This is a genomic window from Clostridium gelidum (assembly GCF_019977655.1).
In the GTDB taxonomy this organism is placed as follows: Bacteria; Bacillota; Clostridia; order Clostridiales; family Clostridiaceae; genus Clostridium; species Clostridium gelidum.
Genome location: NZ_AP024849.1, coordinates 2,546,094 through 2,570,055 on the forward strand (window position 1 = coordinate 2,546,094; position 23,962 = coordinate 2,570,055).

The following is a 23,962-nucleotide window of genomic DNA, read 5'->3' on the forward strand; positions in this document are numbered from 1 at the left end:
AGATGGGAGAATAAAATGAAAAAATTTAAATTAACAAAATTAATAGCTAGTTCTTTAATAGTAATTTCAGTATTAGGATTAAATCCAATAGCTGCAAGTGCAGAGTGGAAACAAAGTAATACTAATTGGTGGTACACAGAAGGAAGTTCATGGGCAACCGGTTGGAAAGAGATTGATGGAAAATGGTATTATTTCAATTCTGATGGGTATATGGCACATGATACAGAAATAGATGGATATAAGTTAGGTTCTGATGGTTCATGGATGCAAAATACAGTTCTTGCAACAGTTGGAGATGAAAAAATAACAAAAGATGATTTGAATAAAGTAATGAATCAATATGATAATAAGTTAAAACAGCAGTATGGAAATGATTATGCAACTAATGATAGCATTAAAGCTCAAATAGAAAAAATTAAGAAGCAACAATTAGATAATTTGGTAATTCAAAAGATGCTTTTGAAAAAAGCTACAGAATTAAAGCTTAATCCATCTGATGCTGAAATTAATACACAAATTGACGCTGAGATAAGTAAGTACAAGACTCAATATTCTGGACAAGCACAATATGAAAGCTTTTTAAAACAAAATGGTATTAATGAGGATGAATTAAAGAACCTCATAAAGTCAAAAATAATAACAAATGCAGTTGAAAAAGATATAGTAAAAAATGTAGTAGTTACCGATGAAGAGATTAAAACATATTATGATAAAAATAAAGATACTATATTTACGGCAGGTGCAGGAGCAACTGTAGCGCATATATTAGTAGCAGATGAAGCAAAAGCTAAAAGTTTAAAAGCTAAATTAGATGCTGGCGCTGATTTCGCAACATTAGCTAAGGAAAACTCAACAGATCCAGGATCTAAGGATAAGGGTGGTAACTTAGGATTTGTACCATATAACACAACAAAATTAATTACTGAATTTGTAAGTGGATTTAAGAATTTGAAAGAGGGCGAAGTATCTGAGCCTGTAAAAAGTCAATATGGATATCATTTAATTAAAGCAACTGGGTTAAAAAGTGCAGAAGTAATTCCATTTGATCAAGTTAAAGATGAACTTAAAGGAGCATTATTACAACAAAAACAAGGAGCTGCTTTTAATTCAAAAATAGAGGAATGGAAAACGGGTTTAAAAGTTAAATACAACTAAACATAGACCTAAAATACAAAAAAATCAAAACAAGCTGATAGCTATAAAATAATATTTATGGCCATCAGCTTGTTTTCTTTTTCTAATTTATTTAATAATAATTCTAGTTTAATAGGGTAATAATATTGTTATAGCTTTAATTACAACAATAAGTTTATGAATAAATTCTAAAGTAAATAAGTAATTTAAAGGAGTGTTTTGTATGCAACAAATTAATTGTGATGCAAGTAATTGTGCACACAATAAAAGTGGTATTTGTTATTCTAGCAGAGTTGGCATTGGAGTTCTAAATGTATCAAGTGAAAGTGAAACTTGCTGTGAGTCATTTTCAAATAGAGCTTTATATAGGGGATTAATTAATAATGCCAATTCTGATAGCCAATGTGATTGTCTTACTTGTGAAGTCGAAAACTGCATTCATAACGCTAATGCATTTTGTAATCTACAATCTATAAATGTTTCAGGATCAAGTTCTCGAACATATACTCAAACTAAATGTTCTAGTTTTGATTCAAAAAGATAAATAATAAATATTATAATTTAAACATTGAAAAAATGAGGGGTTATCTCAAAATACATTGAGATGGCCCCTCATTATCATATTATCTAATGAATAAGATTTTTTTGAAATTAGAGCGATACGGTATTACTAAAATATGCTACAATAGGTATATATAATGATTATTATTAGATGTAGAATGGAAACAAATTCATTATGAGAGGATTTACAACATGAGAGGTGCAAAAATGAATTTTTTTAGTAAAAAGGCAAGATTGAATTTAGTAGCAAAAGTATTAATATTAACATCTGTATTTGGAATTGGATCATATATAATAATTCCGAGTACAGCAGTAGTTGCATATGCTGATAGCACGGTCATTAAAAGTAATAAAGAATTAATAAAAAATAAAATATTTACTGGATTACAAAGTTATAAGACAGAGATAACATTTACTGCAGATGAAGTAAAGAACTTTGGAATAGTAAAAGATACAGAAACAGATCCTGCAAGTATATATTATGATCTATTATTTGAACATCCTGAAATATTTTGGACTTCACTAAAGATTACGTGGGTAAAATATGATGATGGTTCATATATTTTATTTATTAATAACTTGTATGAGAATTCTGATATTGATAGTAAGAAGTTACAATTACAAGATAAGATAAATGAAATTACTAATAAAGTTTCATCTTATGATGAGCTCAGAAAAGTATATGAAATTCATGATTATATTAATAAAAATTGTACTTATGACGTTGAAGGCTATAAAAAGTCAATGCCTTCAAGTAAAATTGATCCTAATATTGACTTCGATGCATATATTGCAGATGACAGAGCTGTCGCAAAAGCAAATGCCAATTATTTTGAATCCCATAGCATTTATGGAGTATTAGTAAAGGGGAAAGCTGTTTGTGAAGGTTATGCAAAAACTGCAAAAATATTATTTAACAAGAGTAATATTGAGTCAGAAGTAATAAGAAGTAATGAACATGGATGGAATTCCGTGAAAATAAATGGTAATTACTATCAAATAGATACAACTTGGGATGATTATAAAGATGAAGCAACTATATATCCGTATAGCTACTTCAATATTACCAAGGATCAAATGGAAAAGGATAAAGACAATAAAGAAACTTATACAGCAATATCTGGTAATGTTCCGAATACCACAGAGGTCACTTTTGATAACATATTTAGAAATGTTAAAGATGATACTCTAAAGTGGAAAAATGTAGTTAGAGTTGATAATAAGTTGTATGGAATTGAACCAAATGGTAGTAAGTATAATTTTTATTCATGCAATTTAGATGGAACTAATAAAACTGTAATAAAAGCAAATATATATGATGCAGATAATGCATATGCGTACAATAATAAAATTTATTATTTTGAATATGGACTTAAAAATAATGAGCTTTATATGGATATAAACAAATATGATACTTTAACAGGTAAAACTATACAATCTTTAGATTTCTTATCTGAATTTGGACAACCCAAGGGGGACTTTTTTGTAAGTTTCTATATTAAAGACAATATGATGCATGTTACTTTAAAAGATGATAATGGAGAAGTTACTAAAAATTATCAAGTACTAGTTTAAAATAATTTACTTTAAAATATCGCATTAAATTGCGGTATTTTTTTGTATTGACAAGCGAGATAAAAACTTGAAGAATTAGTGGTATTTATGTATTTTGGTGGTATAATTATATAACATATGAAATAAATACAAATAAGTAAGCGTAGATTAAATTAAAAGATTAAAAATATTGTAAAAATTACAAATAGAATATGATAATGAAAATAAACCAATAATAAGGAGAGATGTATAATTATGAAAAAATCAATTAAAAAATTAATCAAGTGTAATAAGAAAGAGTTAAAAGCAGAAATTAAAGAACTAAAGAAACAATATAAGAAAGATATTAAAGCATTAAAGAAAAAACATAACAAAGATACTAACGCATTAGAGAATAGAGATAGTAAGCCAATTGAAGATATCAAGAATGAAAATGACAAGGAAGAGAATTATAAGGTACTAGAAGAAAAAGAAAAGGTATCAGAAGAAATGGCTAAAAAAGATTTAGAAATTAAAGAAGAATTGAATAATACAACAGAGCAATTAAAAGCTGAGTTAGAAACAAATAAATAATATATTAGTATTGAGTATCTGAAATGGTACTCTTTTTTATAGTTAGAATAAAATTATTGTCTATGCAAAAATTGAATTAATAGAATATTGATGTAGATTGAATTTTAATGTTAGCAATCTTAACAAAAGACTCATTTCATGCTAAAATATACTTAAATTTAATTCTGAAAAAATTAATAATATTTTACATATTTATAATATCTAAAACATTACTGGAGGACTTTAAATGATATATGGAATAATTGATTTAGGATCGAATACAATTAGGCTTTCTTTATATAAATTTGAAAATGAAGAAATCGAACTACTTTTGAATAAAAAAACCATGGCTGGACTTGCTGGTTATGTTAAAGACAGTAACTTGTCCGGTAAAGGAATAGAAATAGCATGCAAGGTATTAAAAGAATATAAGGATATATTGGAAAACTTCAATGTTGAAAACTATTCTGTTTTTTCAACAGCATCATTAAGAAATATAAACAATACAAAGGACGTTGTTGAAGTCATAAAATCAGAAACTAGTTTTGATGTTGATGTGATATCTGGAGAAGATGAAGCAAGATTAGACTTTGTAGGTGCCACACAAATCATGGATGTAACAGATGGTCTTCTTATTGATATAGGTGGAGGTAGTACAGAATTAGTATTGTACAAAAATAAAACAATAATTGATGCTGTAAGTATTCCTATAGGATCATTAAACCTTTTTTGTAAATGTGTTTCAAATATACTTCCTACGAAAGATGAAAAAAAGGAAATAAAAAAACTAGTAACTAAAGAACTTGATGAAATATTCAAAACGCCTGAAGTATCATCTAAATTAAAAAACTGCGAATTGATATGTGGAGTCGGAGGAACTGTTCGTGCGACAAAGCGTCTCATAAACGATAGATATTCATTGCCAGAATTCAACAAGGAAATTAAGACAAAGTCATTAAAAAAACTTTTGAAAAGCTTAAGTAAGCCAAACAAAGATACATTAAAGAATATCTTGCAGGTCGTTCCAGAAAGGGTACATACTGTTGTTCCTGGCATAATAATATTAGACACTATTGCAAAATATTTTGAAAGTGAAACAATCATTGTAAGCAGATATGGAGTAAGAGAAGGGTATTTATATAACAAGGTATTGAAGAGAGGAGTATAGAATTACTATTTAACTTTCTGAAAATATTTTAATGAAGCAGTAGTGGATTAATACAATGTTAATAAATATAAAGAAATGGTAAAAGTTTGATTAAGTGCATTGAAATGAATCAAATATTGTTTTATTGTAATAGTAGAAAAGAACTTAAATTATTATTATGAGGAGTGATATTTATTATGAGCGGACAATTTGAAGAAGAAAGAGAATTGGATGTGAAAATTGAAATCGTAAAGGAATTACTCTATACTAAAATGAAGGGGAATGTTTGTAGTGAAGATATTGAAGAAATTAATATGTGTTTGGATAAGCTTATAGTTAATTATTTAATAAATTAATGTAAATAGGAGTGCTCAAAGAATTTGATGATAAAATATTTAATGCGTTGGTAGATAGAATTAAGATTCTTGAACCAACGCATTTTTGTTTTATAATAGTAGAACTTCATCAAGTGCATATATTCTTTTAAGTTCCTATAGATACTCACAGTGGAACTCATACTTATGCCTACATCCGCCGAAATTGAATACATATTTATTCCGTAGGACTGTGAAAATTTCGCTGGAAGCATTCTAAATGGGAGGTTGCACCCATTATAGTTTGCTCCAAATGTAAAAGCTCACAGAGAAAGTTCGAAGAACGAAATATAAAATTTCGATTCTCACTTTTTGGACAAACTATAATGGAACAACCTCCCATTAAGAAGCTTCAGCAACTTATTTTCAATGCCTACTTCACAAATATGTATCCAATTTCTCTGTTTGGATATGCTCCTAAGTATAGTAAATGTTGAATATAATACCAAGTCTAAGTAAAATTTCAGTTGTGGGTATCTATAATTGTGCTAGCGCACTCTTTATAAATGTGCATATTTATGGAGAAGAATATTACCATATATATGGTGAAGAATATGCGCCAAAAATGCGGGCTAAGGTGATATGGGGGAGGAAAGATAGTTGTTTAAAAATTTTTCAAGCTAACGTAGTTTCAAGCGCAGAGCAGAATAAAATAAGCGGAAACTCTTTAAATAAATTTACTGAGTAAATATTAAATAAAAAATTTCTTATATTTAATATTTACCAACTTTAGTTTTTGTGGAGGAATTTAATATTGTTAAAAAAATATGGTTTAATATATGGTTTATCATGAATTATATGGTAATATAATGTTATAAGTAGTAGAGAAAGAGGTAAAAATATGTATAATGATGTAATAAGAAATTCACTTGAGAAATTTACAATATATTATGAAGAAAAGGAAATAAAATTTTCTGATTTTGAAAATAGATTGATTGACGTCTTTTTGGAGGAAAAAGAAAATACTTATATATATATTATGCCCAAGGAAAATATTTATTTTATAGCACTATTTATTATTTATTCAGGATTAGCTCAATATTTAGACAATATATATTCTAAAGGGAATGATCTAATTGATGCGCTGAAACAAGGAGATATCATAGAATATAGTAAAGCACGATGTGAATTTCTCGGGGTTGAGGATAAAAAAATGAAACTTAAATTTGCTGATTTATTATATCGTCTTCCAATAGAGCAAATATATAAGATAAGTTTTTATAAGGGAAATGCGAACACTTTAAATAAGTTTCCTAGCAATAGTAATAGAGGTTCAAAGAAGACTAGGAATATAATATCTAAAATATTGGAAATTGATAATGATGTGTTTTCAAAAGTTATTAGTAGTTCTACATTAATTGTAGCACAAAAAGATATTGTGTTTTCTATTATGGAAAACCTAAGGTTGAGTCAAGTAAAAGTTGGCAAGAATTTTATTTAAATTATTATCCATTATTTTACATTGCATTTTTAAAATTTCCCTACCCATACTGTATATTTAACTATAACTAATATCACTAAATGATTTTAATCCACATAAATCACGTACTATTTTTCTACCTAACGTTGCGGCAGCTCCGCTATACGGAATTTGTGCACTATTGCACTTATATGCCTTACACTTATTAGATTCTTTATTCGCTTGAAATACTGTTAATGGTAGTTTTGCAACTACTGTATCAATAACATCATCAGAAATAATATTTCTGTAGATTTTATCTACAGTATCAAACAACCTATTACTAAATTTTTCAGATAATATTTTAGATAAATTATCTGCACCATTAATAGACCAGCTCATTTTTCTGCCCTTCATTCTTTGAGCTAATACATCACAAATATTATGTTCCATTGTGCCTAGATTCTTGTATTCCATGCCTTCCGGCGCCGTAGGCATGTTTATGTCACTTCTTAATTTATACGGTATTAATCCATCTCTATTGTGAACAAAGTAATCATATAATTCAGTAAGCTTCTTAAATGCAATATCTTTTTCGTTTGTAAGTATCATCATATTTACAATAGTTTCTAGACCTTCATCAATTTTACCTTCTCTAAATAGTTTTAGTAATTGCTTTTGAGCTCTTTTATCACTTACCTTACGTATAATCGCTTGGCCTACATGAAATGGATCTAGCTGAAAATGAATGTCTTCATCCTCACAAGTTGCTTTAATCCAATTTGCTCCATCACCGTTTAATATTCTAGTTTGAATTTCATCTACATTGTATTTTTCTGAAATTGTTGCGCTAGCAAGCTTTTTAAAGTGATTGGAATTGCTAAAGCTTGCACAAACAGTTTTATCAACAACCACATATTCTTTTTTGCTCCCTGGGCGTAAAGTCCAGCCAGTATATGATACTGCTAGTTTTAACTCTTTCTTTTTATTTTTCCCTTTTGGTCTATCATTACCTTGAAGATAGAGCCAAACTCCATCTTGCTCCTGAAACAATACTGGTACTTCCTTTTCGCCTTTTAATGCACCTTTGTCATTTAACTCAATTTTACGATTTTCTATTTCTTTAATCTTTTCCCCAAGTGTTTGAACTATGTTCCAAACGCCTTGAGCACTAATATCTTGATTACACATAGTTTTAATATTCTCAGATGTCTTTCTAAAAGAAACCTCCGTCACGTTAGTTAAAATAGTTTCTACGAGATTTATAGACACATTTCCTAAAGTGTCCATCCCTAAATACTCATCCAAAAGGTACTTAGTTGCTTTCTTACCATCTTCAAGTTTAAATTCATAAATGCGCCTAGAATACTCTACGTTCCCCATAATAGTCCTCAAACAAGTTTGCTTACGACCTTTATTACGGTAAACCTTGCTATCTCTTTCATTAAGTAGTTTTTCATCTAAAAATTCTAATATACTTTTTAAAGCATTACAAGCTTCGTCACAAGCATATTTATAAATTCTTTTCTCTAACTCCTTGAAAGTCATTCCTTTATCATTTAAACTTAATTCATACATAAATATAACTCCATTCTATTTAGTCTTAGCAACTTAATTATAATGGATAATTTATGTATTTGGGAGATGCTTTCGCATCTCCTTTTACTATTTATACAGTTTTTATTACTGTTTCTGCCTACTAAAATTATACTCTAACAAAACCTAAAAATACGATTTAATGGAGAATTACTAGATATTGGAGAAGTATTTCCAATGGCGTATTGTTTATCGGAAGATAACTATTATTATTTTAGAGGAAATTCTTCTAAACAAGAACCAATTATAAAATTCACATCAAAAATTTATAATGCTAAGGATATTGTAAAGAAGAATAAAAAAATAAATTCGGTAGTGGTATTGCAGAAAAAAATAAATAGAGAAGATTTAGATGATATATCATACATAAGTGATAGAAGCAACATTTCAAAAACACGTTTACTTTTACAACCTTTAGAAATAGAACATTATATAGATGAGAATTTTATAAAGGAAAAATTCAATATTGTAAATATTAATGAAGAATTTTTTGAAAATATATCTCCACAAGACATAAACATACTTAATAAACAAGAATATAGATTAATTAAGAATTATGTAAATGCTACTGAAAAGTATATTACAATTAAAGATTGTAACCAAGATATATACAAAAAAAATATACTTAAAAAATGCAGAAGTTTAATAAATATATTTGCAGATAATAATAAAATTATAAAATTTGTGATCAATGCTAGAACATTATCAAAAAGATTATCGTGTATGATTATGCCATTATTAGAATATGAAAATTTCTATGAAAAAAAGAATTTAAAACAATATACAATAAAATCAATATTAAAAGAATTACAGACATTTTGTGAGAGTGAATTTATGGACTCATTATCAAAAGATTCTAAGAACATTATTAATGATATATATGATAATTGTTTAAGTTTTTATGATAGAGAAATTAAAACTAATAATAAATGGAGAGAGTTAGAAACGGTAATACGATTAACTAAAAATCAGAAAACAGGAATTATAGTTGAAAATAAAAATATACGAAGAGCATTTAGAAAATATTTTGGTATTAGATATCCATTAAAAAACAATATATTAATAGAATCTATTAATAGCATTAAGGATTCTGTATTTGAAAGAGTTGTATATACTTCAAGGTTGGATGATAATTATTATTGGAATTACAAAATTTTAAATTCAAGTAATAATATTTATATTTTGTCTAGAAATGAAAAAAATAATATCAAGTATTTAAAAAGAAAATATCTAAATTTTATTAGAGGTACGAATATATTAGAAATAGTTCAAGATGATAATATTCTCAATGAAGAAAAAAATTATGATGATAGAATTTTAGTTGAAGAGTTAGAAGCAGCTGATGAAAATAATTTAAATAATGAGTTAGAGAGACTTATAGCAACTAGTTATATACCGATACAACAAAATACAGAAAGCAATCAATCATCTACAATATGTGAAGTGGTTTTAGCGTTTAAATCAGGTGAAAGAGCCTTTATAACACCTCAATATGAAGCATATGTGTTAAATGAGAGCAGAGAAGAATTGATAAATAAGAAACCTAAAAATATTGAAAAAGGAGACATATTATTATTTGTAGAGGAAATAGGCAAAGATTTAATTGATAAAATAATGCTAGATTTAATGAATGTAGAAGAAATTAAAAACAAATATGAAGAGGATTATAACATGGTTAATCAATGGAAAAGTGAATTGATTGAGTATATTAATGTAAATAAGATTACGTATAGACAATTGGAATTAGAACTAAAAAATAGAAGTATTTCAAGATGTGGAGCAAGTATTAGATCTTGGTTAGTAAATACAGTTGTTGGGCCACAAGATGAAGATGTATTGAGGGTTTTAGGAGAGATAACATCTATAGAGGTATTATTAAATAAACATACACAATGTTATGAGGCTTGTTCCAATATACGCAAGTTTCAAGTACATATTAGAAAAGCTATAGCAAGATGTATTTTAAAATCATCAATAAATGAAGAACGTGATGATTTAGATTTATTGATTAGAAATAGAATTGAAGAAACAATAAAATACATAAAGAAAGTTGAAGTTCAAAATATTTATTTAGTGAATAAAGAGATACCTGTGTACCTAGCAAATAAGGTGATAGAGGAATAAGGGGGATAAACATGAAGGATGAATTGAGAAATATTAGAGACAATATATATTATTCTGTTAGGGAAGAAATACTTGGTCCAGGATCTGAACAAACAGGATTACCAATTGAAGAGGAAATCATAACTGATAAGCCAAGCAAAAGATATTCAACAGGGATATTATTTACAAAAAAAGAACAAGAAAATATTAATGTTGATGAAGGTAGTAGTTCAGATAAAGATGCTGAAAATGAAAATAATCAAGAAGGAAAAGATGAAGAGCTTGTTGTAAATCCAAAATCAGAATGTTTAGAAGAAACAATAGATGAAGATTTTAGTGAGAACATAAACAATTCTCATATTATAAAAAAGAGTTCTATGGGAATGACTTTTTTTTGTGATAAAAATATAGAAAAATTATTAATTTATGTAAATGGGGCACGATACAGAGAAGTAAAAACTAGTGAATGTATGATAGCTTATAGTGGAGATTTATTGCCACTGAAAGAAGCAGAAGTAGGATCGTATGTTTCTTATGAAGAAGGCTTTTTGAAGTTGAAAAATAGATTTGATACAAAGGTTATAAATAAATTTGATGAAAATGGATACTTTGTAGATAGAGAAAATTTAAAAGATGCATTTTATAAGTTAGCAAAGCAAGGAAATACTTATAACAAAGCATATAAAAGAGTTCCTATAAATTTCACGAACCCTATAGAAGTATCTTTTGATAGAGGCAACTATGGTTTTTTTGAAATAAAAGAAGAACAATTAGAAGTATTTGTTTTAAAGAGAGAATATTATAAAAAATATAGTATCACAGTTATGTTAGTAAATAAAAATTCATCGAAAAATTCAGACGAAAATTATATCTTTCAACCAGAGATCATTGTAAATTCAGAAGATAATAATTTTAGATTTCTTAGTTCAAATATTAGTGAAAATAATGAAGATAAATTATTGAAATTATTATATAGAAATAAGCAAAGTTATGGATCAGGTCATGGAGTTTCAATAGATTTTTCGAAAATTGATACAAAAACAGGAATAGGAAAAATAAAGACTGATTATATGCCAATATACGAAGTTCCTAGTACTGACTTTAATATGAAAGAAATAAAATCAATCCAAGACTTAGTTTTACCAATGCTAAATTTATCAACTTTAAGTGATTTTAACAAGGATAAAATAATGGATTTATTAAATGGATTTATTAAAAGTTATAAAGAATGGATAGATAAAAAAGGAACTGAGATAGAAAATAAAAGCTTTGATAATATGTTTAAAGAAGTAGCTGGAGAGAATATTAAAAATTGTAAAATTTCTTATGATAGGATGAAAGAAGGTCTTAACTTATTAATCAATAATGCTAATGCATATAAATCATTTCAATTAGCCAATACAGCTATGCTGATTCAAAGAATACAATCTTATCATCCTAATGACTTGGAAAAGTGCAATTCAATTGATATGTATAAAAAATATGATATTAAGGAAGCAAAATGGAGAGGATTTCAATTAGCTTTTTTACTTATGACAATTCCATCTTTAGTAGATGATAAAAATGAGTATAGAGATGTTGTAGATTTAATCTGGATACCTACTGGTGGAGGAAAGACAGAAGCTTATTTAGGGGTATCTGCATTTACTATTTTTTATAGAAAAATAACCAAAGGAAAATCAGCAGGTGGAACAACCATAATAATGAGATATACTTTACGTTTATTAGCAGCTCAACAATTTGAAAGAGCAAGTATATTAATATGCGCTTGCGAATACTTAAGAGAAAAGGATGAAGAATTATTGGGCGACGAACCTATTTCAATAGGTTTATGGATTGGCTCATCACAAACTCCAAATACATTAAAAGATGCTAGATATGAAAAAACAGAACTTTCTAAAAATCAATATGCTGAAAATAAATTTCAACTTAGAGAGTGTCCATGGTGTAAAACAAAATTTACAATTAGTTCATATAATGTTTCCACAAGAGGAAACAAAACATTTGAATTTGATTGCCAAAACCATAATTGCCATTTCAAAGTCAAAGGAAGGTTACCTATTCAAATTATTGATGAATCATTATATAAGAAGCCACCAACATTATTATTTTCAACTGTTGATAAATTTGCAATGCTGGCTTGGAAAGGTGAAATTGCATCATTTTTTGGATTAGCTAGTGATAATGCATCTCCAGAATTAATAATACAAGATGAATTACATTTAATATCAGGACCATTAGGAACATTAGTTGGTTTATTTGAAACAGCTATAGATTATCTATGTAGTCAAAATGGTATTAAACCTAAAATAATAGCTTCTACCGCTACGATATGTGAAGCAGATGAACAAATAAAGAATGTTTACAAAAGAGCCGTAAAACAATTTCCATCACCAGGACTTGAAATAGAAGATTCATTTTTTACAAGAGAAAGTAATCTTGAAGATAATTTTGGAAGATTGTATGTTGGATTAACTGGAATTGGGCAAACACAGATTACTACAGAAATTAGAACATTTGCTTCTATATTACAAAAAATAGAAATGATGAATATGTCTGATGAAGAAAAAGATAAGTATTGGACTTTAGTATCATATTTTAATAGTATAAGGGAGTTAGGCAAGGCATCAACTATAATTTATGATGATGTAAAAGACTATATGATTCGTATGGCTAGAAGAATAAAGGATTCTAGAATAACTAGAAAAATATCAAGTGCTAGAGAATTAACTAGTAGAATAAGTTCATCTGAAATAGTTAAAACGCTAAAGGATTTGGAAACACACTACCCCAGTAAAGAAGCTATTAATATATTGTTGGCTACCAACATGATTTCAGTTGGAGTTGATGTTCCTAGATTAAATATAATGGCCATAATAGGACAACCTAAATTAACTTCAGAGTATATTCAAGCATCAAGCAGAGTTGGCCGTAGTGACCCAGGTATAGTATTTACATTATATGATGGAAGAAAATCTAGAGATGATTCACACTATGAAATATTTCAGGCGTATCACCAAGCATTTTATAAATACGTAGAACCAACAAGCATTACACCTTATTCAGAAGCAGCTATAGATAGAATGTTACATTCTATGTTTATTAGTATGATTAGACATAGCACCAGTTTAAATAGTGATGACTTTGCTATGAATTTTGAAATAGAGGATAATGATGTTGAAAAAATTAAAAATTATATTATAAATAGAGCAGAGGAAATAGAACCAACTAGTGTAGAATATATAAAAGATAAATTAAATAAAATAATAGAAAATTGGATAGATAAAAGTCAGAACAAAGAATATCCATTGAAATATGTGAAAGGTGAGAATCCATTAATAAGTGCGTTTTACGATAAGAGTGCAAAGCATCCTGGAATTGAAACAATGACATCAATGAGAAATGTTGATGGAGAAGCTGGTATTAGAATTTTAGAAAAAAGGGGAGATGAAAGTAATGAGTAATCTTGAAAATAAATATCAAATTCCAATAAAGAAAACAAGGGTAAGATCGTCTACTTTGGTTTTTCCTTTTGGTACAGGCGCTATGATTGATTTACCAGACTGGGTTCTTATGACAGTTAGTGGAGAACATTGGGATAGGAAAAAATTAACAACTATACATGATGAAAGATTAGAGAAGATACTTAAAGTAAGAGAATTTAAATCACCAGTAGTTAAGCAATCAGATAAGGATTTGGCTGATGAAAAAAAAGATAAGTTATATATACCTTTTGTTCAATTTCCAACATGGTATTTTTGCCCAAAGTGCAGAAGGTTTAAACCATTAAAAGAATGGGAGCAAGATTATAAACGAGTTAATGGTGATGATGCAGTAATGGTAATAAGACCAGTTTGCTCAAAATGTAGAATAAAATTGGCACCAGCAAGACTTGTAGTTGCATGTGAAAATGGACATATTGATGATTTCCCATGGATTGCGTGGACTCATTTGAAAAATCATAAGAAGATATGTGAAAATCCTAAATTAAAAATTAAAACTAGTGGGGTAACATCAGGATTAGAGGGTATAAGTGTTGAATGTGAAAGTTGTAATGCTAGAGTAAATTTAAGTGGTACATTTACAGGGAAAGACAAAAATGAGTTTGAAAGTCTAGAAAATATAGCTAAACAAAAACAGTTAGTAGATGATGATTTTTCTTTGAAATGTAAGGGGAATAGACCTTGGGATGGTACTAAAGATATGAATTGTGGAGTATATCCAACTACTACACAAAGAGGAGCAACAAATATATATTTCCCTAAAATTGAAAGCTCAATAGTCATCCCACCATATTCAGATAAATTTACTAAAATGATTGAAGAGTCTGATAGCTTTGTGACTATGAATACAGAATTAGAATTCATAGAAAAACGAAATTTAAGCAATGAGGAGAAAGAAAAAACTATAAAAGAGACGATAGATAAAATTTCAGAAGAGACTAATTTAAATAAATATACAGTAAAAAAAATAGTATTAAGAAAATTAGAAAGTAGTGATGATGAAAGTTTAACTACAGATAAGACAAAATATAAGGAAGATGAATACAAGGCATTAATTGGTGATTTAAGTTATGATATTTTTAATCAAGCTGATTTTAAGGTAGAGCCAGTTGAAGGAAGTAATTATGGGAAAAGCTATATCAAAAAAGTTGTCCTAGTTCATAGAATGAAAGAAGTAAGAGTATTAACAGGATTTTCACGAATTAATGGACCAGATAATAATGTGATGGATAGTGATGATGAATCAAATGAAGGAAAATGCAAAATAATTAGACCATTATCAGATAAAAATTGGTATCCAGCCATTGAAGTTAATGGTGAAGGGATATTTATTGAATTTGATGATAAGTTAATAGGCAAATGGGCAGATGAAAATTCAGAAGTATTAAAACGAGTAAATAGTTTAAATAAAAAATATTACAAGATATTATCAGATAGAGGTTTTTTACTTAGAAAAATAACACCCAAATTTGTGTTGTTACATACACTTTCACATTTAATAATAAAAGAATTAAGTTTTAAATGTGGCTACAGTTCAACATCGCTTCGAGAACGTATATATTGTAATACAGAAAGCGATAATTACAATATGTCTGGAATTATGATATATACAGCAAATGGAGATGCAGAGGGGACATTAGGTGGATTGGTACGACAAGGCAAAAGCGACAGATTGTCTAAAATTATTGATAATGCAATAGAAAAGGCAAGATTTTGTTCGTCAGATCCTGTTTGTATAGAAAGTTTAGGTCAAGGAAGAGATGGCTTAAATTTATCAGCATGTTTTTCATGCTGTTTAATATCAGAAACAAGTTGTGAAGAATTTAATACTTTATTAGATAGGGCGTTAATAGTAGGAACATTAGATAATGAAAGAATAGGATTTTTTAATAGTTATAAGTAAGATATATGTATAAGAAAGTTAAAATATATGAGAGAGCTATAATAAAAACTCACTCATATAGTTTTTTATGTGCATGATTTATAAAAGAATATGATATACTCAAAGGTTATTTATTAAAAGATAAAGATTGTAATGGATTAAAAGACCTGGTATAATTCTTTTGGAAACAGAAAGGATGTGTAAAATTTGAATTGTATTGATTTATTTGCAGGAGCAGGTGGATTATCTGAGGGATTTCATAGAGCAGGATTTAAGTTTTTTGCACATGTGGAAATGGATGAAGCGGCGAGTTTAACGTTAAAAACAAGACAAGCATGCTATTATTTAAAAAGAAATAATAGGCTTGATATATATATTGCTTATATTAGTGGAAATATAAGCAGAGAAGAATTTTATTTGCAGATACCTGATACAGTTTTTCGAAGTGTAATTAATGCAGAAATTAATGAAGAAACTATAAATAGTATTTTTGAACAGATTGATGCAAACCGCAGAGGACAGGATGTTGACATTATAATTGGTGGACCACCTTGCCAAGCCTATTCTGTTATAGGAAGATCAAGAGATCCTAAAGGAATGTCAGAAGATAAAAGAAATTATTTATATAAAGAATATATAAAGTTTCTTATGAGATATACTCCTAAATTGTTTGTATTTGAAAATGTGTTAGGATTATTATCAGCTCAAAATGGTGTAATATTCAATAATATGAAAAAAGAATTTAAAAATGCAGGGTATAATATTGACTATAAAGTATTAAATGCTAAAGAATTTGGTGTACTTGAACATAGAAAAAGAATTATATTAATGGGGTGGAGAGAAGATATTAATTTTAAATACCCGGAGTTTAATGTTATAAATAATAACTATACAATAAGAGATTTATTTAAGGATTTACCAGTTATAAAATCAGGTGAATGTTCGAATTTATACAAAGAAAAAGTTACAAAATGTTTGGAAGATACTCATATTAGGACAAAAGAATGGGATGTGTTAACCCAAAATATAAGTCGTCCTAACAATGAAAGAGATTTAGAAATATATAAATTATATATCAAAGTTTGGAATGAAGAAGGCCGAAAACTGAAATATAATGAATTACCAGAACAGTTATCAACTCATAGTAATAAGAATTCATTTCTTGATAGATTTAATATAGTACCATATGATAATATCTGTCATACAGTTGTAGCACATATAGCCAAAGATGGACATTATTATATTCATCCTGATATTAATCAAAATAGGTCTATAAGCGTAAGAGAAGCAGCAAGAATACAATCATTTCCTGATGATTATTATTTTGAATCATCAAGAACAGCTGCATTTAAGCAGATAGGAAATGCAGTTCCACCATTAATGGCAGAAATAATTGCAAAAGAAATTAAGAAAAAGGTGAACGAGTTATTATGACTCGTCCATCTTTTTTTCTATACAGTATTTTATGTAAGGTTCGAAAGTATCCCATATGTCTTTTACAGCATCATAATTAGTTCTATAGTCAGGATAATGAACTATACCATTGAAATAATTAATTATATTATCCTTATTCATTGCAACACGTATTCTATCTATATATTTTTGATTTAGTAATTTATTTGAACCTAAATGTTGGAGAACTTTATTTATACTACCTTTCAAATCACCTTCTTTAAACTCTATTCCAAGTGTTTTACTGCCATGATTGGTAGTTATATCAAGTAAACATCTTAACAATAATGCCTGAGAATAAGTATTAGCACTTTTTACTGTTTGAAGTTCATATGTAATTTTTTTTATTTTTTCAGGTGCATAATCAGGTACTATAAAGCTAGCATCTATAATAACACTAGTATTAAATGATCGCTTTGGATACGATTTAAACAATCCTTGACTAGACTCTTGAGATTGCTGTGAACCAAGGTTCTGACTATCATTAGCTTGATAATGTCCTTGAGTAAGTTGTGAAACAAGGTTCTGATTATCATCAACGTGATTAGGTTCTTGAATAAGTTGTGAAACAAGGTTCTGATTATCATCAACGTGATTAGGTTCTTGAGTATGTTGTGAAATAAGATTCTGATTATCATCAATTTGACTAGGATCTTGAGTATTATGTGAAGTAAGCTTTTGATTATCGCTAATTTGACTAGACCATTGAAGTGGTTCTGCATTAATATTAGATTCAAATAATTGTGGATTCTTATTTAGCTGTTTTCTGTATGATAGGGCATCATCTTCAAATTGCTTTATTATCAACATTATTGCATTTTTTAAGTAAGTAAGATATTTACTTCGGATAAAACCTTCTCTACTGGTCTTTTCTTCTAATAAATTAGAATCAAGGGAATTTAATTTTACAAAACTATAAATTTGCTTATTGTTTACATGTTTTGTAGGTTTATCAATACGGCGTTCAGATAGCCCTAACCAATCCATATTACCTAAACCAAATATCTTAAAATCTTCTCTATAAACTGAAACTCCATTAAAGTGATCTAAAAATTCTGTTTGAAGCTTATTTTTATCAATGCCGTAATGTGAAATAAATTCATTACCTAAAAAGAACTGATTGAGCTGTAAATAAACTTTTCCCAATGATATATTAGAATCTAATTTTGAAAAACTTTCTGATAACTTTTGGGATTCGGATATAAACGCTACTTGAACATTATTTAATTCAGCAGTAAAAGAATAACTAATAAGATTATTGCCATTAAAATATGCAGTACATTTAAATGGCGCTAGTAATTTTGCATCACTAGTTGAGATTATTGGTTGTATAACATAATCTTTAGGATATATAAAGTTAATATTTAAATTTTGCTTTGTTGGTGAGTTTTCTAATATTAGATTTTGTAAGTCACTAAAAATTTCATCCAGCGAAATTAAATTCATATTTTCAAGAATAATTTTTGTTCCTTTTGAATTAGTAGTAGTAAATATTTTTGCCATTTTATTTGTGGTTACTTTAATCTCGAAATTTTCAGCAGATTTTAAATTAAGTAATTCAGCAGTATTTATAGAAAATTCTAATTCTTCAGAGTCTTCTGTTTTTGTTATTATTGTAATTTTACTACATAGTTTAAATACACTAAAACGTCCAATGCCTTTCCCACCTAATTTAGAAAAATCATTGGCTTTGTTATCAGAAGCTACAACACCCCAATTATTCTTAATATAAATTGAAGTCATTCCATTTCCATTATCTTCAATTGAGACAGTATTTTTGTAATTCTCAAAGTTAATAGTTATATTTTTTGAATGAGCATCTCTTGAATTTTTTATTAATTCTGAAAAAACAATAGCATCTAATTCAATAATCTTACTACCTAAAGCGTCAGTAATTGTTCTAGGCGAAAATGTTAATTTATATTTTTCGGTTATAGCATCTAAGTTAGTCAAAATGTTTTCCTCCTTAATTTTAATAAAATATTGCATTTTATGATAAATTATTACAATATATATTTAAAAATATAGGTGTCCATGAAGAACACCATATAATAAAGCGTTATATAAAAAGTATTAAATTGTTTAAAGATTGATTTTACTCTAATTAGATATAGTAAAACTAATTAAACAGTCAATTTCCAAAGAGTTACTTTTTATATTTATAATTTATTTATAACATAATCAATAAAATTATAAGTCTCACATTTAGTCCAAAAGATTTTAATCAAATAGATCATATATTAAAATGTATTTAGTAGAGAATAACAATGTTTGGAAAATTTAAACCTGATTATAGTCTAACATAGAGGATTGAATAATTAAAGTATTTATTGATATTATGTAAGCTATTATGCCTTAAAGCAAACAAAGTTTAAAGAGAAAGTTAGTGGTTTTATAATCTGATATGTTTAAATAGTAGGGGCCAAGGTGTTAGAAATGTAAACTGCTTCGCTTGCTAGTTGTACGCTATTACCAGAATCAAGTTGTGAAGAATCTAATACTTTGTTAGATAGAGCTATGCTAGTTGAAACTTTAGAAAATAAGACAATGGGATTTTTCAAAGATTAGTTATAAGAAAGTAAATTGAGTTTTCAAGAAAAGATGACAAGCTATTACTTTACACGTGAACATTAGTTCTATATAATCTAAATTAGTCTAAAAAAAAGTGGACCGATTGGGGAAAAAATGATATAATTTTTACGAGACTAATATTATTAAGAGGTGTAACTTATGAAAAGAATAGCTATTTCATTTTTCGCTGGAGCTGGAGGATTAGATTTAGGGATACATAAAGCTGGTTTTGACGTGAAATTAAGTGTAGAATTAGAACCTAAATATTGTGAAACACTAAAAAATAACAATCCTACGTTTAATGTTGTTAGTGGCGATATAATGGAATACTCAAAAGATAGAATTTATGAAATGGCAAAACTAAAAAGTAATCAAGAGATAACATTATTATTTGGTGGAAGTCCATGTCAAAGCTTTAGTACTGCAGGTAAGAGAAAAGCTTTTTCTGATGAAAGAGGAAAGGCAATGCTAAAGTTTGTTGAATTAGTTGAAGAGGTTAAGCCAAAAGCATTTTTACTTGAAAATGTTAAAGGACTGCTTTCTGCGCCTTTAAAACATAGACAATTAAATGAAAGAGGTAAAGATTTTGCACCATTAGATGAAGCAGAACAAAAGGGCGGTGCATTAAAATATTTATTAAGCAATTTTAAAGACTATAATGTAACATATAAAGTAGTTAATTCAGCAGAATATGGTGTTCCACAGAAAAGAGAAAGAGTTATTTTTGTAGGAATAAGAAAAGATTTAAATAAGAAATTTGAATTTCCTTTAGCAACAAATGGTGAAACAACAGGAGTACCATTTGTTACAATTCTTGAAGCCATAAAGGATTTAAAAGATATTAATCATACATATGTAAAATATTCTGAAGATAGGCTAAAGTATATGAAGCTAATACCAAAAGGCGGAGGAAATTGGAGAGATTTAGATACAAGCATAGTAGAAAAAGCAATGGGTGGAGCTTATCAATCTGGTGGTGGAAAAACAGGTTATTTTAGAAGAGTAAAAGCTAATGAACCTTCTCCAACGTTACTAACATCACCAATTCAAAAAAGCACTAATATAGGTCATCCTTTTGAAGATAGACCTTTAAGTATTCAGGAATATCTTAGAATTCAAGGATTTCCAGACGACTATAAGGTTAATGGAACAATAAATAATCAATATACTCAAATTGGGAATGCAGTACCTGTAAAAATAGCAACAATAATAGGAAAAAAAATAATAGAAATTTTAGAAAAGTAGAAGGAAAATTATCGCTTCTACTTTAAATTTATATGTTTGGGGGAGTTTGTATGAATAATGAAACGAAAAAAAAGGTTAAACAACAACTTAGTGATGTTATGGAAAGAATTTTAATAAAGAGAACCGAGAAAGAACCATTTAATGAAGAAGATATAAAACAAAATAACCCATTTGGATATAGACTTGTTCCTGTAGAAGTGTGGAAAGGTTCTAAATTTGAACGTTCTTTTGTAACTTCATTGGGGCAAGGAATATTTGAACAAATCGCTAAAATAATAGCAGAAGGATCAGGGTCTGAAGCTGAAAATCAATATGTGAGGGAAATTAATTTAAATACTTGGCAAATAGAACAGATTGACAGTATTCTAAAGAAGCAAAGACATAAAAATATAAGTAAGAAAAAAATATCTGATAAATCGTTAGATATAAAAACAGTTAAAGAAGAAGTAAGTGTTCTTAGAGAATTAGAAACAGATAGATATGAAAATGTAAGTGTACTATTTGATTTGTATATAAAAAGACAGGATGGAAAAGAGGAGTTTTATTCATTAAAGACAGTGAAACCTAATTTAGATCAAACAGAAACTGCTAAAAAAGATATGTTAAGATTAATGACAGCAGAAGATGCACAAGCATTTTTCGCATTGCCATATAATCCAGCTGGAGATGGTAATTTATATAAAAGCATTCATGCTATTCCATATAAATTATTCGATATGGATAATGACGAAAATGTATTGATAGGAAGAGAACTGTGGAATAAAATAGGGCAAGCAGATACTACATATGATGAGTTACTAGAGCTATTTGATGAGATTGGTGGAATATATAGAACTAGGATAAGAAAAGAATATTTTGAAATATAATAAATATTTAATTTATATATAATAATTGAAGTAGAAATCAAAATATTTCTACTTCTTTTTCTTTAAATATTTTTGTTTCACAGCTACTTTACTTGTATTATAAAATATCTGTATAATTTTGACTTGGATAATTATACAGATATGACATAAAATCGCTTCCTTATTATAGGTTAAAGGTGGATTAATTAAAAGGTTTCATGATAGCTATATCATGGAGCCTTAATTGATGTTTTATTCCGTAAATTATATTAAGATATTTTGGGTATTAGTTCAGTATATTGATTGTAACCAATATACTCATCATGTTGTAATCTACCAACAATCATACAAGGGTGAATTCCAATTGATTTTGCAAAATTAATAATACTTAGTTTTGAAATCATATTTTGAGAGGTGAATTTTTTATTTCCTTTAAGTCTATGGCATCTAGTTGGTGGTAGTCTATTTAAATCATTTAAAGAGTTAGCAGCTTGTATTTCATATAGTCTTTGAATAATTTTTCGTGCAATATCACTACCATAATTTTTTGAAGCTAAATCTATGCTTTTGAGGCACATGAAAATAAATAACAAAAGATATTAGAAGGAGGAGGTTCTGTTCTTATTGAGCTTCTACTGCTATTATTATAGTAAGGAGTTAATTTAATATGAGTACACAAATAAAAACATTAATAATAAGGAATACTATTGCATGTTATCAACCTTTTACAATAAAGGAAGTATTTCATACCAGACTCAATAGAGTTGTTCAATACGCGGTGTTTATTGATAATGATCCTTTTGAGCAAGAATTAGGATTTGATAAGATACTTTTGGATAATTACCCTTTTGAACTAAAATTCGAAGTGGACTACGAAAGAGATAATTATTTCTTAACTAAATTAGACGTGATAATAAAAAAAAGGATTAAAAGTCAAGAAGGTTCACTTGAGAATGCTCAAAATATACTAAAAAATATTCTTGATAATCCAGTAGAAGATCCAATAATGCAAGAACAAGATATAGAAGCAGAGAAAAGGTATATTTTAGAAAGAACTCATAGGATTGAATTTATTAAAGCTGCTGAAGAAAAGTTAAAAACTAATTATAATGAATTTTCTAAATTCATAGAAGAAAAATGGTTGTCTTAATATAAAAAGTGACATCTATTAAAGAGAGGAATCATTGAAAAATACTTATAGAAGTAGGAATTGCATCATATCTCTTCATAGAAATGTGGTGCATTTTTTATTATGAAATATTACAAATGTTAATATATTTCTTTTATTTAAATAAAACACCATATTATTCAACTCAATATTATGGTGCTTTTACGTCTTACATATGTTTCAAAGTGTATAGATGCCATTTCTTAATGCGTGTATTTTAAAGCATCAAAATTCTTCTGCAAATAATGCATCAATAAATTTATTAAGTAGTTCCAGTTTTTGTGGAGTTAAATTTTTATCTTCTAAATGCGCTGAAACTGTATCTATTCGTTTTTGCATTTCATCATGACTAATATTTTTAGAAGAATTATTTATAGTCTTGGAATTTTTCTCACCAAAAATTTCTTCGATAGTCACACCTAATGCATTTGCTATTTTAGTTAGCAATTCTACGCTAGGATCTCTTTTATTATTTAATATATAACTAATGTGAGTTGGCGTTACGCCTACCATTTCAGACAATTCCTTAGATGTAATTCTATTAATAGTCATCAATCTTTTAATATTTTCAATTAACACTTTTAACACCTCTTGAATCAGTAATTTATCCTTATTATAAACTAATAGTTAATATTTGGCAATGAGAAACTTCCAAATAATTAGATAAAAGTAGTATGAGTGGTATTTTGTATGAAATATCATGAACAATGGGTTTAAATCAACTTTTTAAATCAACTAAAAGTTCAATATAATACAAACAATAAGTTAATAATTGGAAGGATATACCTAATAAATAGAATTGATAAATTAAGAAAAAGAAATGCATTAAGTTATTTCATGGTTGGACTAGAAAGATTTAGAGTATTTTGTTTATTA

General features: G+C 27.7%; 18 protein-coding genes. 14 read left to right on the top strand and 4 right to left on the bottom strand.

What is annotated here, in order from left to right:
- Positions 1-15 precede the first annotated feature (15 nt).
- The 7 genes from psyc5s11_RS11180 (at position 16) to psyc5s11_RS11210 (ending at position 6,763) form a co-directional block, all read left to right on the top strand.
- On the top strand, positions 16-1,155 hold the full coding sequence (locus tag psyc5s11_RS11180; protein ID WP_224037660.1) for a peptidylprolyl isomerase: 1,140 nt from the start codon (positions 16-18) through the stop codon (positions 1,153-1,155).
- 202 nt (positions 1,156-1,357) lie between these two features.
- Positions 1,358-1,678 carry a DUF1540 domain-containing protein gene (locus psyc5s11_RS11185; protein ID WP_224037661.1) on the top strand — a complete coding sequence of 107 codons (321 nt, stop codon included), beginning with the start codon at positions 1,358-1,360 and terminating at the stop codon, positions 1,676-1,678.
- 224 nt (positions 1,679-1,902) lie between these two features.
- Complete coding sequence (locus psyc5s11_RS11190) at positions 1,903-3,270, top strand: transglutaminase domain-containing protein (RefSeq protein ID WP_224037662.1); 1,368 nt, start codon at positions 1,903-1,905, stop codon at positions 3,268-3,270.
- Positions 3,271-3,504: 234 nt separating this feature from the next.
- Positions 3,505-3,822 (top strand): hypothetical protein, encoded by a 318-nt coding sequence (locus psyc5s11_RS11195; protein ID WP_224037663.1) that lies wholly within the window; start codon positions 3,505-3,507, stop codon positions 3,820-3,822.
- 226 nt (positions 3,823-4,048) lie between these two features.
- Positions 4,049-4,969, top strand: coding sequence for a Ppx/GppA phosphatase family protein (locus tag psyc5s11_RS11200; protein ID WP_224037664.1), 921 nt, complete (start codon positions 4,049-4,051; stop codon positions 4,967-4,969).
- Positions 4,970-5,145: 176 nt separating this feature from the next.
- Entirely contained in the window at positions 5,146-5,304 is a 159-nt protein-coding gene (locus psyc5s11_RS11205) for a hypothetical protein (protein WP_224037665.1), read from the top strand.
- Positions 5,305-6,163: 859 nt separating this feature from the next.
- Complete coding sequence (locus psyc5s11_RS11210) at positions 6,164-6,763, top strand: DrmE family protein (RefSeq protein WP_224037666.1); 600 nt, start codon at positions 6,164-6,166, stop codon at positions 6,761-6,763.
- A gap of 57 nt (positions 6,764-6,820) precedes the next feature.
- On the opposite strand, the gene psyc5s11_RS11215 is transcribed toward psyc5s11_RS11210, so the two are convergent.
- Positions 6,821-8,299 carry an ISLre2 family transposase gene (locus psyc5s11_RS11215; RefSeq protein WP_224033258.1) on the bottom strand — a complete coding sequence of 493 codons (1,479 nt, stop codon included), beginning with the start codon at positions 8,297-8,299 and terminating at the stop codon, positions 6,821-6,823.
- A gap of 150 nt (positions 8,300-8,449) precedes the next feature.
- Here psyc5s11_RS11215 and psyc5s11_RS11220 point away from each other — a divergent pair, with 150 nt between their 5' ends.
- From psyc5s11_RS11220 to psyc5s11_RS11235, 4 genes are all read left to right on the top strand, one after another.
- A complete protein-coding gene (locus psyc5s11_RS11220; RefSeq protein ID WP_224038178.1) occupies positions 8,450-10,441 on the top strand; it encodes a DrmE family protein in 1,992 nt (663 codons plus the stop codon).
- 11 nt (positions 10,442-10,452) lie between these two features.
- Complete coding sequence (locus psyc5s11_RS11225) at positions 10,453-13,884, top strand: helicase-related protein (protein WP_224037667.1); 3,432 nt, start codon at positions 10,453-10,455, stop codon at positions 13,882-13,884.
- A complete protein-coding gene (gene drmB, locus psyc5s11_RS11230) occupies positions 13,877-15,826 on the top strand; it encodes a DUF1998 domain-containing protein (RefSeq protein ID WP_224037668.1) in 1,950 nt (649 codons plus the stop codon). The genes psyc5s11_RS11225 and drmB overlap by 8 nt, the downstream gene beginning before the upstream one ends.
- Positions 15,827-16,012: 186 nt before the next feature.
- On the top strand, positions 16,013-17,239 hold the full coding sequence (locus tag psyc5s11_RS11235) for a DNA cytosine methyltransferase (RefSeq protein ID WP_224037669.1): 1,227 nt from the start codon (positions 16,013-16,015) through the stop codon (positions 17,237-17,239).
- Here psyc5s11_RS11235 and psyc5s11_RS11240 read toward each other — a convergent pair.
- Positions 17,234-19,210: an ATP-binding protein gene (locus tag psyc5s11_RS11240; protein ID WP_224037670.1), complete on the bottom strand. Its 1,977-nt coding sequence runs from the start codon at positions 19,208-19,210 to the stop codon at positions 17,234-17,236. The genes psyc5s11_RS11235 and psyc5s11_RS11240 overlap by 6 nt on opposite strands.
- A 777-nt stretch (positions 19,211-19,987) precedes the next feature.
- Between psyc5s11_RS11240 and psyc5s11_RS11245 the strand changes: the two genes are divergently transcribed.
- Both psyc5s11_RS11245 and psyc5s11_RS11250 read left to right on the top strand, forming a co-directional pair.
- On the top strand, positions 19,988-21,073 hold the full coding sequence (locus psyc5s11_RS11245) for a DNA cytosine methyltransferase (protein ID WP_224037671.1): 1,086 nt from the start codon (positions 19,988-19,990) through the stop codon (positions 21,071-21,073).
- 50 nt (positions 21,074-21,123) lie between these two features.
- The gene (locus psyc5s11_RS11250; protein WP_224037672.1) at positions 21,124-21,939 is read left to right on the top strand and encodes a TdeIII family type II restriction endonuclease; all 816 of its coding nucleotides are present in this window, start codon (positions 21,124-21,126) and stop codon (positions 21,937-21,939) included.
- A gap of 248 nt (positions 21,940-22,187) precedes the next feature.
- On the opposite strand, the gene psyc5s11_RS11255 is transcribed toward psyc5s11_RS11250, so the two are convergent.
- Positions 22,188-22,511 carry a type II toxin-antitoxin system RelE/ParE family toxin gene (locus psyc5s11_RS11255; protein ID WP_224037673.1) on the bottom strand — a complete coding sequence of 108 codons (324 nt, stop codon included), beginning with the start codon at positions 22,509-22,511 and terminating at the stop codon, positions 22,188-22,190.
- A 74-nt stretch (positions 22,512-22,585) separates the two neighbouring features.
- Between psyc5s11_RS11255 and psyc5s11_RS11260 the strand changes: the two genes are divergently transcribed.
- Positions 22,586-23,068, top strand: a complete 483-nt coding sequence (locus tag psyc5s11_RS11260) for a hypothetical protein (protein ID WP_224037674.1) — start codon at positions 22,586-22,588, stop codon at positions 23,066-23,068.
- A 243-nt stretch (positions 23,069-23,311) separates the two neighbouring features.
- Here the strand turns inward: psyc5s11_RS11260 and psyc5s11_RS11265 are convergent, their stop codons facing one another.
- A complete protein-coding gene (locus psyc5s11_RS11265; RefSeq protein ID WP_224037675.1) occupies positions 23,312-23,665 on the bottom strand; it encodes a helix-turn-helix transcriptional regulator in 354 nt (117 codons plus the stop codon).
- Positions 23,666-23,962: the final 297 nt, after the last annotated feature.